General features: G+C 73.2%; 6 protein-coding genes. 2 read left to right on the top strand and 4 right to left on the bottom strand.

Annotated elements, in window-relative coordinates; all coding sequences use genetic code 11:
- Nucleotides 1-287: 287 nt before the first annotated feature.
- The 4 genes from ACTJKJ_RS21040 to glnE form a co-directional block, all read right to left on the bottom strand.
- Nucleotides 288-5414, bottom strand: a complete 5127-nt coding sequence (locus tag ACTJKJ_RS21040; RefSeq protein ID WP_440821818.1) for an AAA family ATPase — start codon at nucleotides 5412-5414, stop codon at nucleotides 288-290.
- 176 nt (nucleotides 5415-5590) lie between these two features.
- On the bottom strand, nucleotides 5591-6475 hold the full coding sequence (locus tag ACTJKJ_RS21035; protein WP_440821816.1) for a DMT family transporter: 885 nt from the start codon (nucleotides 6473-6475) through the stop codon (nucleotides 5591-5593).
- Between the two features lie 9 nt (nucleotides 6476-6484).
- Nucleotides 6485-7087: a rhomboid family intramembrane serine protease gene (locus tag ACTJKJ_RS21030; RefSeq protein ID WP_440821814.1), complete on the bottom strand. Its 603-nt coding sequence runs from the start codon at nucleotides 7085-7087 to the stop codon at nucleotides 6485-6487.
- A 21-nt stretch (nucleotides 7088-7108) separates the two neighbouring features.
- Nucleotides 7109-9880: a bifunctional [glutamate--ammonia ligase]-adenylyl-L-tyrosine phosphorylase/[glutamate--ammonia-ligase] adenylyltransferase gene (glnE, locus tag ACTJKJ_RS21025; protein WP_440821812.1), complete on the bottom strand. Its 2772-nt coding sequence runs from the start codon at nucleotides 9878-9880 to the stop codon at nucleotides 7109-7111.
- A 74-nt stretch (nucleotides 9881-9954) separates the two neighbouring features.
- Here glnE and ACTJKJ_RS21020 point away from each other — a divergent pair, with 74 nt between their 5' ends.
- Complete coding sequence (locus ACTJKJ_RS21020; RefSeq protein ID WP_440821810.1) at nucleotides 9955-14148, top strand: YhdP family protein; 4194 nt, start codon at nucleotides 9955-9957, stop codon at nucleotides 14146-14148.
- Entirely contained in the window at nucleotides 14145-15020 is an 876-nt protein-coding gene (locus ACTJKJ_RS21015) for a carbon-nitrogen hydrolase family protein (protein ID WP_440821808.1), read from the top strand. The genes ACTJKJ_RS21020 and ACTJKJ_RS21015 overlap by 4 nt, the downstream gene beginning before the upstream one ends.
- Nucleotides 15021-15114: the final 94 nt, after the last annotated feature.

Here is a 15114-nt window from a genome sequence, read left to right as displayed (position 1 = left end):
GACCGCCGACGGGACGGCGGATCGCGGTGCGCCGGGTCCGGGGACACCGTCTCCGCGATGGGATCGATCGGACCAGAGCGCGGCCCGCCGGCCTATCCGACCGAGCGGCGGTCCTTCCCATACCTGGGTTTCATCCCTCCCCTTCCCAGGGCGACGCGTCCGAGACCCGCGCTCCGCCCTCCTCATCCCTTCGCAGAGGCTTTTGCCGGGTCGCGCCTGGCCGGCCTCGGAGCCAAGGACACGACCGCCCCGCCCAACGACGACCACAGATCCTGCCGAGTCCACGATCACGCGTCCGCCATCGCCGCGACGCCGCTGGGATGCGGCGCCGTCGGCGTGCTCCGTGCGCCGGCGCTGGGCAGCTGCAAGGTGACCAGCGTGCCGCCCTCGCGGCCCGGCTCGAAGGCCAGCGTGCCGGCATGGGCGTCGACGATGGACTTGCAGATCGCCAGCCCCATGCCCATGCCGTGGGACTTGGTCGTGAAGAAGGGCTCGGTCAGCTGCGCCGCCGCATCGGGCGGGATGCCGGTGCCGCGATCCTCGATCTCGACGCGGATCAGGTCCGGCAGCGCCGCGCCCCAGCGCATCGTCAGGCGACGCTGTCCCTCGGGCACCTCGGCCATCGCCTCGGCGCCGTTCATCAGCAGGTTGATGGCGACCTGCTGCAGCTGCACCCGGTCGCCGCGCACGCGGCAGGGCTGCGCCGGGCCGAGCACCGAGAGCGTCACCCCGAGCTCCGCCATCGAGCCGGCCACCAGCGACACGCATTCGCGCAGCGCGTCGCACAGGTCGATGTCGGCGAACTGCGGCTCGGCCTTGCGTGCCATCGCGCGCAGGCCCTGGATGATGCTCTTGGCGCGCTTGGCGCTGAGCCGGACATGCGAGACCATCGCCAGCGCCTCGCCGATGTCGGGCTCGTCGCGCTCCAGCCAGCGTGAGGCGGCGCTGGCCGAGGTGTCGATGGCGCTCAGCGGCTGGCCGATCTCGTGGACGATGGAGGCCACCAGCTCGCCCATCGCCTTGAGCCGGCTCGCGCGGCCGAGCTCGGCCAGCGCCGCGCGCAGCCGCTCCTCGGCCTCGGCGCGCTGGCGGTTCTGGTCGACGAGCTCCTCGTACAGTCGCGTGTTCTCGAGCGAGAAGGCCGCCTGCGAGGCGATCACCTCCAGCAGCTCCGCCTTGGCCGGCGTGAACACGCGCGGCGCCAGGCTGTTCTCCAGGTACAGCACGCCGATCAGGCGCGCGTAGCGCATCATCGGCACGCACAGCAGCGAGCGCGGCCGCGCGCGCTTCACGTAGTCGTCCTGCGCCAGCGCCAGGGCCTCGCGCGCGTCGTCGTACTGGGTCGCATGCTGCGTGCGCGCGACCGCATGGGCGATGGTCACCGGCAGCTGCCCGGCGCTGAAGGCCGCCGGCGTCTGCGTCACCGCGATCTGCCCCGCGACCATGCGCGCGCTGGCCCGCACCGTCCATTCGCCGTCGCGCCACAACGCGAGCGCGCCGTAGTCGGCGCCCGCCGATTCGAGCGCGGTGCGCATGGTCGTCTCGACGATGCGCTCGGGGACGATGTCGCTGGCCAGCGCGTGGGTGATGCGCAGCACCGCCTGGACATCGAGCTCGTGCAGGCGGCTGGTCGGCCCCGGCGCGTCGGCCTCCTGCAGCTCCGGATGACGCTGCTGCAGCTGGCGCGCCTTGGCGGCCGCGCCCCAGCGCTGCCAGGCGGCCAGGGCATGGCGCAGGTAGGCGCGGCGCTCGATCTCGCGACCGAGGCCGGCGTGGAAAGCCGCGGCCAGCTCCGCCGCCAGCGCCTCCACCTGGGTGAAGCCGTGGCGCCGCGCCTGCGTCACCGCGGTGGAGAACAGGTCCGCCGCCTCGGCCAGGTGGCCCAGCGCCCGCGCCTGCTCGGCCAGCACCAGCGCGCGGCGCGCGCCGAAGTTCTCCGGGCATTCCGCGGCCCAGCCGTCCAGCGACGCGAGGTGGTGACGCAGCGCCGCCTCCTGCGCCTGGTCGCGCTCACGCAGCTGCAGCAGCGCGAGGGCGCCGTAGAAGGCCAGGTCGCCGCATTCGGCGAAGTTGCGGGCGACGGCCACGCAGGCTTGCGCGCGCCGGCGCGATTCGAGCGCCTCGGCCAGGTCGCCGAAGAGCAGCCCCGCCTGCAGCCGGTAGGTCCAGTAGGCCAGGTCCACCAGCGTGACCGGTGCGCCCTCGACCGGCTCGGCCATGCGCTCGCCGCGCGGCTCGCCGTCCTGCAGCACGCCCAGCAGCGTGCGCTGTGCCAGCACCGCGTCGACGACCAGCCGGAAGTTGGCGTCCTTCGCCCGCGCGAGCGCGCCCTCGACGGTCTGGCGCACGTCCTCGAGGAACTCGCCCGCGAAAAGCATGCCGGTGGCCTGGTTGCGGCCGCAGTACAGCGCGAAGGTGTGGTCGCCCTCGCGGGTGGCGATCTCGAAGGCGCGGCCGAAGACCTCGCGCGCGCCGCGCGCCGGCTGGGTCCAGGGCACGACGAAGGTCGCATAGGTGTGCAGCACGCGCGCCTGGTAGCGGCGCAGGCCGCGCTCGCCGATGAGGTGCAGCGCCAGCTCGCCGAAGGCGCGCGAGCTGGCGAAATCGCCATAACGCGCGCCGAGCACCTGGATCAGGCAGACGTAGGCGTTGGCGGAGGCGTCGCAATGGCCATGCGCGATCGCCAACCGGACCACGCGCAGCAGCATCAGGTCGACCAGCTGCTGGTCCGAATACATCGCCGGCGGGACCAGGTCGGCGAAGACGTTGACCAGCGCCCGGCGGCGCGGGTCCGGATCGACCGGCCAGTCGCGCAGCGCGTCGACGCCGTGTTCGTCGATCCAGGCGCGCAGCGGCGCGTATTCCGCGTCGACCTGCGCCGGCGTCGGATGGCGCGGCAGCACGATGCCCGCCGCGCTGGCCAGGAAGGCCAGGCCGATGTCCAGCGCCAGGTCGTAGCGGCCCAGCGTCGTGTACAGGGCCACCCGCAGCCGGGCCACCTCGGCGCTGAACAGTCCGTCGCCGGCCAGGCCCTGCAGCGCCGCCAGGCGCATCTCGGCGGCCTCGAGCGCACCGGTCATGAACTCGGCCTCGCCGCAGAGCAGGCTGGCCTCCAGCGCCTCGGGACTGGTCTGCTCGTCGCCCAGCCAGGTCAGCGTCCAGCCGAAGAAATCCAGCGCCGCGTGATGCGCGGTGGCCGCCTTCGCGCGCTTGCCCGCTTCCAGGTTGATCAGCGCGAAGGCGCGATGCTCGATCGGATGCACCACCGCCGGCCGCGCGAGGTTGGCCTGCGTGGCGATCAGGAAGGCGGGGATGCGTTCGTCGTTGGCGGCGCGCAGCCGGCGCGTGATCGCCAGGTGCAGCGCGGCCCGCTCGGCCGGCGCGATCGCGCCGAGGACCGCCTCGCGGACATGGTCATGGGTGAAGGTCCAGTCGCCGCGGTCGAGCACGACAAAGCCCGCCTGCAGCGCCGGCGCCATCGCGGCCGCGAGCGGGCCCTCGGTGCTGTCGACGGCCACCGCGAGCAGCGCCGGCGCCGCGCGGTCGCCCAGGCTGGCCATCGCGCGCAGCAGGGCGAGCGCGGTGTCGGGCAGCTCGTCGAGCTCGCGCGCGAGCAGCTCGCCGACGTCGTGGATGACCGGGCTGGCCGCGCTGCGCTCGGCATGCCAGGCCCAGCGCGTGGTCGCGGGGTCGTAGGCGAGCAGGCCCTTCGCGACCAGGCGCCCCAGCAGCCGGCGGATGAAGAAGGGGTTGTGGCCGGTCAGGTGCTGGACCAGGTCCAGCAGCGGCCCCAGCGCCGAGACGTCCTGGTGCAGCACCTGCGCGACCAGGGCCCGCACGGCGTCGTCGTCCAGCGGCCGCAGCGCCAGATGGCAGGCGCCGGCGCGGCTGAACAGGGGCGCCGCGCGCAGCGGATGCGGCGCGTCCGTCTCGCCCGACCGCATCGAGCCCGCCAGCAGCAGCGGCGCATCGGCGTGGTCGATCAGCAGGCGCTCCAGCACCTTGAGCGTGTCGACGTCCGCCCACTGCAGGTCGTCGATCAGCAGCACCAGCGGACGCTCCGGTCGCGCGAAGGCGGCGAACAGCCGGGCCATGGCGCGCAGGACGATCTCGCGCTCGAAGACCAGCGCCGCGTCGCCCGGCACCGGCGCGGCCGGCCCCTCCTGCGGACCGAGCACGGCGGCCAGGCCCGGCACCCAGCCGGCGAGCGTCGCGCCGACCGGTTGCGCGGCGCGGCGCAGGCGGTCCCGCCAGGTCTCGAAGTCGGCCTCGGCGCTGCCAAGCACGCCCTGCAGCAAGGGCTCCAGCGCCCGCGCCAGCGCGTCGAAGGGCACGCCACTGCGCGCGGCGTCGCACTTGCCGGCGGCCACCAGCGGCGCGACGGGCTGCCGCATCCGCGCGACCGCTTCGCGCAGCAGCGCCGACTTGCCGATGCCCGGTCCGCCCCAGACCCAGGCGGTGCGGGCGCCTTCGCCCTCGGCCACCGCGCGATAGAGCGCGGCGAGCTGGGCGAGCTCGTCGTCGCGGCCGACCACCGGGCCGGGATCGTGCGCGCCGGCCAGCGCGGCGCCGGCATCGAGCACGAAGTCGGGGATGGTGCCGTGGCGACGCAGCAGTTCGTCGCAGCTGCGCAGGTCGGCCAGCAGCGCGCCGGCGTCGGCATAGCGGCGGTCCGGCGACTTCTGCAGCAGGCGCAGCACCAGGCGCGAGAGCTGCGCCGGGACCTCCGGCCGCAGCGCGTGCACCGGCGACGGCAGGCGGGTCGCATGGGCGTGGATGCGGGAGGCGGCGTTGTCGCCATCGAAGGGCGGCGCCCCGGTCAGCAGTTCGTGGAACAGGCAGCCCAGGGCGTAGAGATCGGCGCGCGCGTCGACCTCGACATTCATCCGCCCGCCCAGCTCCGGCGCCATGTAGTCGAAGCGGGCATCGTCCCAGGCCAGCGCTTCCTCGCCGCGGGCCTGGGGCTCGCCCTGGCGCAGCGCGAAGCCGAAGCCGGTCAACGTCGCTCTGCCGGCCGCCTCGTCGACCAGGATGCAATCCGGGCCGAGCGCGCGATGGACGATGCCGGCGGCATGCATCCCGGCCACCGCGGACACGATGGCCCGCGCCAGGCGCAGGAAGGCCGCCGGCGTCATCGGCGGCCGGGCGGTCTCGCCGAGCAGCCGGCCGCCCGGGTCCTGGAGCAGCAGCACGACGCCCTCGCCACTGGGCTGCAGCGCCTGCGGCACCGCGGCCCAGTCCGGCCGGAGCGCGCCGCGCAGCGCGTATTCACGCTGCAGCAGCGCCAGCGCGGCCGGCGCCTGATGGCCGCGTCCGGCCACGAGGACGGACGGACCGCGCTGCGGACTGGCCCGGTGCAGGCGAGTCCCGCGCGGGGTCAACTCGAGGAAGGGAAGGCGGGCAAGGTCGTTCATCGCTGGCTTCAATGTAGGGAACACTACATGAAATTCGATGATATGGGCCGACCTCGACGACCGCAAGGCGACACCCGCGCGACAACTCCCTCGAAAGAGTTAGTCCGAGGGTTTATCGGGGGTTGGCGGAGGGAGTGCGCCGTGACGGCGCGCAGCGCGGGCGTTGAAGCCGGCGCTCAGCGATTGACCATCACGATGCCGGCCGCGAGACCAGCGAGCGCGAGCATCAGCCGCGGCGTGATCGGCTCGCCGAGCAGCAGCGCGCCCGCGAGCAGCCCGAACAGCGGCGTGCTCAGCGTGAAGCTGGACAGCCGGGTCGCCGGGTAATGGCGGATCAGCCAGAACCACAGCAGGTAGCTGGCGAAGGAGACGATCACCGCCTGAAAGCCGAAGAGCCCGACCAGCCGCCAGGACCAGGCCAGCGGCAGGACCTCGCCGGTGGCGAGCGCGCCCGCCGCCAGCGCCAGCGCCGACACGCCGAGCTGGTACAGCAGCGTCTTCTCCGCGCTCGCCGACGACAGCCGCGTCGCACGGATCGCCAGCGTCGTGCCACCCCACAGCAGCGCGGCCAGCACGCCCAGCGCGTCGCCGAGCCATTGCATCGCCTGCCCGGTGCCCTGCAGGCCCTCGCCGAAGGCGAACGCCACCGCGCCGAAGGCGATCAGCAGGCCCACCGTCTGGCGCATCGTCAATCGCTCGGCGGGCGAGATCAGCGGCATGCCCAGCGCGACGACGAAGGGCGACAGGTAGAGGAACACCACCATCCGCGACGCCGTCGTGTACTGCAGCCCGACGAAGATGCAGGCGAACTCGGCCGCGAACAGCAGGCCAGCAAGCAGGCCGCCGGGCAGGCTGCCGTCAGGGCGGAAGAGCGCGATGCCGCGCGCCGCGGCGAAGCCCCACACCAGCAGGCCGGCCAGGCCCGAGCGCAGCGCGGCCTGCCACAGCGGGCCGATCTCCGCCAGCGCGGCCTTGGCCGCGACCTGGTTCAGGCCCCACAGCACGCAGCATCCCAGCAGGATGAGCACCGCCGCGCCGTCGAGTCGCTGTTTGCGTTCCATGGCGCCGGATCATGCCCGGCGGCGTGTCCAGGCCCGCGCGGCCAACGCACACAGCAGCGCCGCCGCGGCGCCCGCGATCAGGCCGGTGAAATGCGACAGCGGCGCGATCGCGATGTTCCAGCCGTCCCAATGCCGCAGCGGCGGGCCGGCCAAGGGGCGCTCCGCCGCGACCTTCGCGATCAGTCCCAGCCCGATCAGCAGGCCGATGACGCGCTCGCGCCCATGCGAGGCGCGCATCCGCATCATCCCGATCGCGGCGACGGCGACGCCCGCATGCAGCACGCCCGAGGCGCCACCGAAGCGCTCGAGCGACGGTTCGATCAGCAGCCCGACCTGCGTCAGCGGCCAGGCCAGCAACCAGGCGACCGCGTCCCACGGTCCCAGGCGCGCGGCGACGCCCAGCAGGCCCACGACGGCACAGCCGGCCAGGTTGGCGATCAGGTGCTGGGGACTCCAATGCAACCACGCGGCGCTGAGCGCGCGCCACGGCTCGCTGGCCGCGAACCCGGGCCGCCACTCGAGCGCGGCCTGCACCGGCGCGGGCTGGACCCAGGCGACCAGCGAGCCGATCGCGAGCGCCATCGCCACCAGCAGCCACGCGCGTCCCGGCATCGGGGCCTCGTCCGCGATGCGTCAGCCGAAGACGGCCCGCCAGAGCGCCAGCACCGCGTCGCGCTGCGGCGCGAGCGCCTCGGCGGCCTCGCCGTCGAGCGCGGTGGACTGCTCGTTGAGCCGGGCCCGGTGCTGCACGCGGCGCAGCTCGCGATAGGCATCGGCGGCGTCGCGGCCGACGTTGGCAGGCAGCAGCCCGGCGGACTCGGCACGTTGCAGCAGCGCGATGTTGCCGGCGTTGGCCAGCAGCTCGGGGTGGCGCGCCGAGTGCGCCAGGATCAGGTACTGCAGCGCGAATTCGGCGTCCACCATGCCACCCGGGCTGTGCTTCACGTCGAAGAAACCGGTCCGCACCGAGCGCGCGGCGCGCAGCTTCTCGCGCATGGCGACGACCTCGTCACGCAGCGCCGCCGGATCGCGCGGCGCGGTCAGCACCGCGCGGCGGGTGGCCTCGAAGCGCTCGGCCAGCGATGCGTCGCCGGCGCAGAAGCGCGCCCGCGTGATCGCCTGGTGCTCCCAGGTCCACGCGGTGTTGCTGCCGCGGCCGCCCTGGTAGTTCTCGAACGAGGTGATCGACGTCACCAGCAGCCCCGAGTTGCCGTTGGGCCGCAGCGCGGTGTCGATGTCGAAGAGCTCGCCCGCGGCGGTGCGGATCGTCAGCCAGGTGATCAGCTTGCGGATGAAGGCACCGTAGATCTCCGCGGCGTTGTCGTCCTCGTCGTCGAAGAGGAAGACCAGATCCAGGTCGCTGCCGTAGCCCAGTTCCTTGCCGCCGAGCTTGCCGTAGGCGATCACCGCCAGCCGCGGCGACGGCCGGTGCTTCTGCTTGAGCCGGTCCCAGGCCCAGTCCAGCACGCACTGCACCGTCGCGTCGGCGAGCAGCGACAGCTCGTCCGCCACCTGCTCGACGCTGATCTGCCCCTCCACGTCGCGCACCAGCGTGCGGAAGACCTCGGCGTGATGCGCGCGGCGCACGCTGTCCAGCAGCGCGTCCTCGCTGGCCTCGCCATGCTCGGCCCAGGCGTCGTGGCGCGCCTGCAGGTCCTGGATGAAGGCCGCGCCATCGAAGCGCTCGTGCAGCAGGCGCGCGTCGGCGAGCTCGTCGATGACGCCGGGATGCTGCATCAGGTAGCGCATCGGCCAGCGCGCCAGGCCCAGCAGCCGCAGCAGCCGGCCCTGCACCGCCGGCCGCTCGACCAGCAGCGCCAGGTAGCTCTCGCGGCGCAGCAGCGGCTCGATCCAGTCGACGAAGCGCTGCGCCGCGTCCAGCGTGCACTCGCCCTGGCGCACCGCCAGCGCCGCGCGCCCGACCAGCTTGGCCAGCCGCAGCCGGGAGTCCTCGCGCAGGTTCTGCACCCGCGCCTGCTGCGCCCAGCGCCGCACGTTGGCGGCCAGCTCGGGCTGCAGCTTGTCGAGGAACTCCTCGCTGTCGATCGGCAGCGGCGGGCCGCCGCACATGCCGTTCTTGCAGTTGCCCTTGCCCGGCGCGACGCCGTCATGCAGCAAGGCGTCGAACTCGGTCGCCACCAGCTCGCGCACCTCCATCAGCCGGTCCAGCAGCGGGCAGGCGTGGCTGTTGCAGGTCAGGCAGAGGCTGCGCGCGATCCAGCCGATGTCCTCGTCCGAGGCCGGCAGGCAGTGGGTCTGCTGGTCGTCCAGGTACTGGATGCGGTGCTCGACGCGACGCAGGAAGTCGTAGCCCTTGGCCAGCGCGGTGGCGGTCTCGGGCTTCATCAGGCCGCGCGCCGCCAGGCGCGTCAGCGCCTTCAACGTCGAGCGGGTGCGGATCTCCGGGAACTGTCCGCCGCGCACCACCTGCAGCAGCTGGACGATGAACTCGATCTCGCGGATGCCGCCGCGCGAGAGCTTCACGTCGTTGGCGCGCTCGGGCCGGCCGGCGGCGCGGCGCTGGGCCTCGTCGCGGATCTTGCGGTGCAGCTGCCGCAGGCCCTCGAAGACGCCGTAATCCAGGTAGCGCCGATAGACGAAGGGCGTGACCAGGCTGCGCAGCTGCATCGCGCGACCGCTCTTGACGCTGGCGCGCGGCGCGACGACGCGGCTCTTCAGCCAGGCGAAGCGCTCCCACTCGCGGCCCTGGACGAGGAAGTACTCCTCCAGCATCGCCATGCTCACCGCGGGGGGACCGGAGTTGCCGTTGGGGCGCAGCGCGAGGTCGACGCGGAAGACCTGGCCGTCCTCGGTCACGTCGCCGATCAGCGTCGACAGCCGGCGCGAGAGCTGCGCGAAATATTCGTGCGCGGAGATCCGCTGGCGGCCCGCGCCGCTGTCCGGGCCCTCGGTCTGGCCGTCGTCCTCGTAGACGTAGATCAGGTCGATGTCGGACGAGACATTCAGCTCCCGCCCGCCGAGCTTGCCCATGCCCACGACCCAGAAGTCGATGTCCTGGCCGACCGCGTCGCGCGGCGGGCCGTACAGCGCGTCGAGCTCCGCGCGGCAGTGCGCGACGCCGATGTCCAGCGCCACCTCGGCCAGGTGGGTCATCGCCTGCGTGACGTCGGTCATCGGCGCGCCCTGCTCGACGTCGAGCACCGCCAGCCGTTCCATCACCAGCTGGCGCATCACGCGCAGCGCGGCGGGCAGCGCACGACCGCCTTCGCACAGGCGGTCGACGACGGCGCGCATGACCGCGTCATCCGGCAGGCCGGGTGGCAGCAGGGTCAATTCGGCCGCGTAACGGCGGCGGATGCGCTGAACGAATCGGCTGTGGTCCGCGCTCGCGGCCGGCGTCGAAACGCCTGCCGGATCGGCGGTTGCCGGGGCAACTGAATCCATCGGTAAAGAAAGCTCTCGCTGGCTCATGGCCGGAAATGGCTGTGCTAGATTCGGCGACCGCCGTCCCCTCTTACATGTCTTCGTCCGCCGTCACCAGTTCTGACTCCGGTTCCGCGGTCGCGAAGCGACGCTGGTGGGCACGCTGCGCCCTCTGGCTCGGTCTGGCTTCGCTGGGCCTGTTCTCCCTGCTGATCGCGGCCTGGCTGGCATTGCACTGGGCGATTCTGCCGCACATCGACGACTGGCGGCCCCAGCTCGAAAAGCAAGCCACCCAGGCATTGGGGGTACCCGTGAAGATCGGCGCCATCAGCGCCCGATCGTCGGGCTGGATCCCCACGCTGGACCTGCGCGACGTGCGCATCGTCGAGGCCTCCGGCCGCGAAGCGCTGCACCTGCCCCGCGTCAGCGCCGCGCTGTCGCCGCGCTCGCTGCTGGCCTTCGAACTGCGCTTCTCCCAACTGCTGCTGGACAGCCCCGAGCTGCTGCTGCGCCGCGACGCGCAGGGCCGGGTCTTCGTGGCCGGCCTCAGCGTCGACGGCCCCTCGGACACGCAGGCCTCCGAAGCGGCGACCGACTGGTTCTTCGAGCAGCACGAGTTCGTCATCCTTCACGGCCGCATCCGCTGGGTCGACGACCTGCGCGCCGCGCCGCCGCTGGAGCTCTTCGACCTCAACCTGGTGCTGCGCAACGGCCTGCGCCGCCACCGGCTGCGGCTGGACGCGACGCCGCCGGCCGGCTGGGGCGAGCGCTTCACGCTGCGCGGCGAGTTCACCCAGTCGCTGCTGGACCGGCCCGGCGCGGTGCAGCGCTGGAGCGGCCAGCTCTTCGCCCACCTGCCGCGCACCGATGTCAGCGAGCTGCGCCGCTACGTGGACCTGCCCTTCGAGCTCAACGAGGGCGACGGCGCGCTGCGCGCCTGGCTGGACGTGGACCGCGGCGAGCCGCGCAGCCTGACGCTGGACATGGGCCTGCGCGCGGTGAAGCTGCGCGTCGCGCCCGGCCTGCCCGAACTCGCGCTGGCGCGGATCGGCGGCCGGCTGGTGCTGAAGCAGACGCCGCAATCGCTCTCGCTGGAAGCGAAGCAGCTGGGCTTCCAGGCGGGGGACGGGCTGGACTGGCCGCGCTCGGACTGGGCGCTCGAGGTCAAGCGCGACGCCCGGACCGGCACCATCACCGGCGGCGACTTCCAGGCGCAGCAGCTGGACCTGGCGCTGGGCGCGCAGATCCTGGCCCGCCTGCCGCTCGCCGAGGCGCAGCGCCAGCTGATCGCCGACATGAAACCGGGCGGCCTGCTCAATGCGCTGCAGCTGCACTGGGACGGCCCGCTCGACGCGCCGCGCGGCTATCGCGCCAAAGGCCGGCTGCAGGGCCTGCAACTGGCGGCCGCGACGCCGGAGCCGCCGTCGGATCCCGCCTCCTCGCCGCCGACCGGACGACCCGGCGTGCGCGGCGCCGACCTGCAGTTCGAAGCCACCGACCAGGGCGGCAGTGCGACCCTGGCCGTGACCGACGGCGAGGTGACGCTGCCCGGCGTCTTCGAGGAAGCGACGGTCCCGCTGAAGCAGGCGCAGGCCAGCGTGCAGTGGCGCGCCCAGCGTCCGGTGGCGGTCGGCGGCGCCAAGCGCGCGCCGGCGCCCGCTCCCTTGTCCCTGCCGGCGACGCGTCCGCTGGCCGCGGCCTCGGCGGTGGCTACCGCCGCGTCGGCGCCGGCCGAGCCCGCCACGCGCTGGACGGTGCAGTTCAACGACGTGCGCTTCAGCAACGACGACCTGCGCGCCGAAGTCGACGGCAGCTGGCAGAGCGGTGACGGCAAGCGTCCGCATGACCACGGCCGCCTCGACTTGACCGGCCGCATCGACGAGATCCGGGCCCCGCGCGTGCTGCGCTACCTGCCGGCCTCGATGGGCCACGACGCGCGGCGCTACGTGCGCGACGCCATCCGCGACGGCACGGTGCACCGCATCCAGGTGCGCCTGCAGGGCGACCTGATCGACTTTCCCTTCGACGCGCCGCGCAGCAAGGGGCAGTTCCGGGTGTCGGGGCAGGTCCGCGGCCTGACGCTGGCCTACGTGCCCAGCCATCCGGCCGAGGGCGAACTGCCCGCCTTCCAGTCGCCGTGGCCGGCGATGGAGCAGCTCGACGCCGAGCTGGTCTTCGACCGCGCCGCGATGAGCATCCGCAACGCCAAGGCCCGGCTGATGGGCGTGGACCTGGTCAACGTGCAAGGGTCCATCGCCGACCTGTACCACCACGCGCCGGTGCTGGAGATCGACGGCCAGGCGCGCGGGGCGCTCGCCGACGCGCTGCGCTACGTGAAGGCCTCGCCCGTCGCCGCGCTCACCAGCCACGTGCTGGACACGACCACCGCGACCGGTCCGATGGCGCTGAAGCTCAACCTGCGGCTGCCGCTGATGCATGTCGACGACACGACGGTCAAGGGCCTGGTCACCTTGACCGGCAACGACGTCCGCATCCGGCCCGACACGCCGCTGCTGGGCCAGGCGCGCGCGCAGGTCAGCTTCGACCAGAAGGGCCTGCAGATCCGCGGCGGCCAGGCGCGCGTGCTGGGCGGCGACGCCAGCTTCGACGGCGGCAGCCTGCCCGACGGCACGATGCGTTTCGCCGCGCAGGGCACGGTCACGGCCGAGGCCCTGCGCAACGCGCCGGAGCTGGGACTGCAGCAGGTGGCCTCGGTGATGACCGGCCAGGCGGCGGTGCGCTTCGAGCTGGGCGTGCTCAAGAACGGGCAGACCGAGATCGCGGTGACCAGTCCGCTGCAGGGCATCGCGGTGAACCTGCCGGCGCCGATGCACAAGGCGGCCGAGGAGGCCTGGCCGATGCGCATCGCCACCAAGGCGCTGGCGCCGGCCGGCGCGGCCTTGCGCGATGAATTGCGCGTCGAGGCCGGCCCGCTGCAGGCGCTGTACCAGCGCGACGTGACCCACGAGGCCAAGGTGCTGCGCGGCGCCATCGCGGTGCGCGAGAAGCTGCCCGAGCTGCCCGCGCAGGGCGTGATCGCGCGCGCCAGCTTCGACCAGTTCAATGCCGACGCCTGGCAGACCGCGCTGCCCGGCCTCACCGGCGACAAGGACGCCGGCAGCTTCGAAGCCGAAGCCGCGCCGGAGGGCGGCTACTCGCCCTCGCAGCTGACGATCAAGGCGCAGACGCTGCAGGTGTCGGGCCGCACGCTCAACGGCGTCACGGCCGGCGTCTCGCACGACGCGGGCGCGGGCTGGCGGGTATCGATGGACGCGCAGCAGCTCAGCGGCCTGATCGAGGTCCGCGCCGCCAAACCCAACCTCCCAGGCCGCGTCTACGCTCGGCTGTCGCGGCTGTCGGTGCCGCGCAGCGACGTCGACGGCGTCGAGCAACTGCTCGACAAGCAGCCACGCTCGGTGCCGACGCTGGACATCGTCGTCGAGGACTTCGAGCTGCGCGGCAAGCGCCTGGGCCGGCTCGAGATCGACGCACAGCAGCAGAGCGACGCGCGCGACTGGAAGCTCAACCGCCTGGTTCTCAAGAGCGCCGACGCGACGCTGAGCGCCTCCGGCAAATGGGCGCCGGAGCCCGGCCTGCCGACGCGCCGGACCGAGCTCGACTGGAAGCTCGACGTCGCCGATGGCGGCAAGCTGATGGAGCGCCTGGGCCAGGGCCAGGTGCTGCGCGGCGGCAAGGGTCTGCTGACCGGTCAGGTGGCCTGGAATGGCTCGCCGCTGTCGCCGGACTACGCCAGCATGAGCGGCCAGCTCAACGTCTCGATGGAATCGGGGCAGTTCCTCAAGGCCGAGCCCGGCGTGGGCCGGCTGCTGGGGGTGCTCAGCCTGCAATCCATCCCCCGGCGGCTGATGCTGGACTTCCGCGACGTGTTCTCCGAAGGCTTCGCCTTCGACAACGTCACCGGCGACATCCGCATCGCCAAGGGCGTCGCGCGCAGCGACAACCTGCGCATGAAGGGCCTGCAGGCGGCGGTGCTGATGGAAGGCAGCGCCGACCTGGCGGCCGAGACCCAGGACCTGCATGTCCTGGTGCTGCCCGAGATCAATGCCGGCGGCGCGGCGCTCGCCTACGCGGCGGTGAATCCGGCCATCGGCCTGGGCGCCTTCCTGGCCCAGTGGCTGCTGCGCAAGCCGCTGGCGGCGGCCAACTCCGAGGAGTTCCGCGTCACCGGCACCTGGTCCGATCCGCGCATCGAGCAGCTGCCGCGTCGCGCGCAGCCGCAGGGCAGCTACAACAACGCCACCACCGCGCAAGGAGAGTCCGTCCAATGAGCACCTCGAACCCGCAGGCGGCGCCGCCGGTCACGATCGCCGCGATCCAGATGGTCTCCGGCCCGCGGCTGGAGGAGAACCTCGAGCGCGCCGCCCACTGGATCGGCGAGGCGGCGCGCCAGGGCGCGCGGCTGGTCTCGCTGCCCGAATACTTCTGCCTCATGGGCCACAAGGACACCGACAAGCTGCCCTACGCCGAGCGGCCCGGCGACGTCGACGCGCCCATCCAGGGCGCGCTGCGCCGGGCGGCGCGCGCGCATGGCGTGTGGATCCTCGGCGGCACCTTGCCGATGGCGATCGACGGCGCGGCCCTGCCCGCCGAGCGGGTGCGCAACACCACCTGCGTGTTCGCGCCGGACGGCACGATGGCCGCGCGCTACGACAAGCTGCACCTCTTCTGCTACGACAACGGCCGCGAGCGCTACGACGAGGCCCGCGTGCTCCAGGCCGGCGAGGCGCCGGTGAGCTTCGATGCGCCGATCGCCGACGGCGCCACGCTGCGCGTGGGCCTGTCCATCTGCTACGACCTGCGCTTCCCGGAGCTCTTCCGCGCGATGAGCTTCGGCGGCCCGCGGCCGCTGGACCTGATCAGCGTCCCGGCGGCCTTCACCTACACGACCGGCCAGGCGCATTGGGAGCTGCTGCTGCGCGCCCGCGCGGTCGAGAACCAGGCCTACGTCATCGCCGCGGCCCAGGGGGGCACGCACGAGAACGGACGCCGCACCTGGGGCCACAGCCTCATCGTCGATCCCTGGGGCGAAGTGCTGGCCTGCCTGCCCGAGGGCGAGGGCCTGGCGATCGCCCGCCTCGATCCGGCGCGCATCGCGCAGGTGCGCGAGCAGTTGCCGGCGCTGCAGCACCGTCGGCTCTGAGCCGCGGCTGCGGCCCCGTTCCGTGAGCAGGTCCGCGAGCGCGTCCGCGTTCCGGTCCTGCGATCCGGCGCCGGAATCCGGTTCAGATCGGGCG

The organism is Roseateles sp. 22389, from assembly GCF_052044995.1.
Classification (GTDB): domain Bacteria; phylum Pseudomonadota; class Gammaproteobacteria; order Burkholderiales; family Burkholderiaceae_C; genus Roseateles.
Note: the sequence above shows the minus strand (reverse complement) of the source record. Positions and strands in the feature narration are given on the sequence as shown.

Coding starts and splice junctions, on each gene's coding strand:
- ACTJKJ_RS21040 (WP_440821818.1), bottom strand. CDS start 5,414: ATGAACGACCTTGCCCGCCTTCCCTTCCTCGAGTTGACCCCGCGCGGG.
- ACTJKJ_RS21035 (WP_440821816.1), bottom strand. CDS start 6,475: ATGGAACGCAAACAGCGACTCGACGGCGCGGCGGTGCTCATCCTGCTG.
- ACTJKJ_RS21030 (WP_440821814.1), bottom strand. CDS start 7,087: ATGCCGGGACGCGCGTGGCTGCTGGTGGCGATGGCGCTCGCGATCGGC.
- glnE (WP_440821812.1), bottom strand. CDS start 9,880: ATGGATTCAGTTGCCCCGGCAACCGCCGATCCGGCAGGCGTTTCGACG.
- ACTJKJ_RS21020 (WP_440821810.1), top strand. CDS start 9,955: ATGTCTTCGTCCGCCGTCACCAGTTCTGACTCCGGTTCCGCGGTCGCG.
- ACTJKJ_RS21015 (WP_440821808.1), top strand. CDS start 14,145: ATGAGCACCTCGAACCCGCAGGCGGCGCCGCCGGTCACGATCGCCGCG.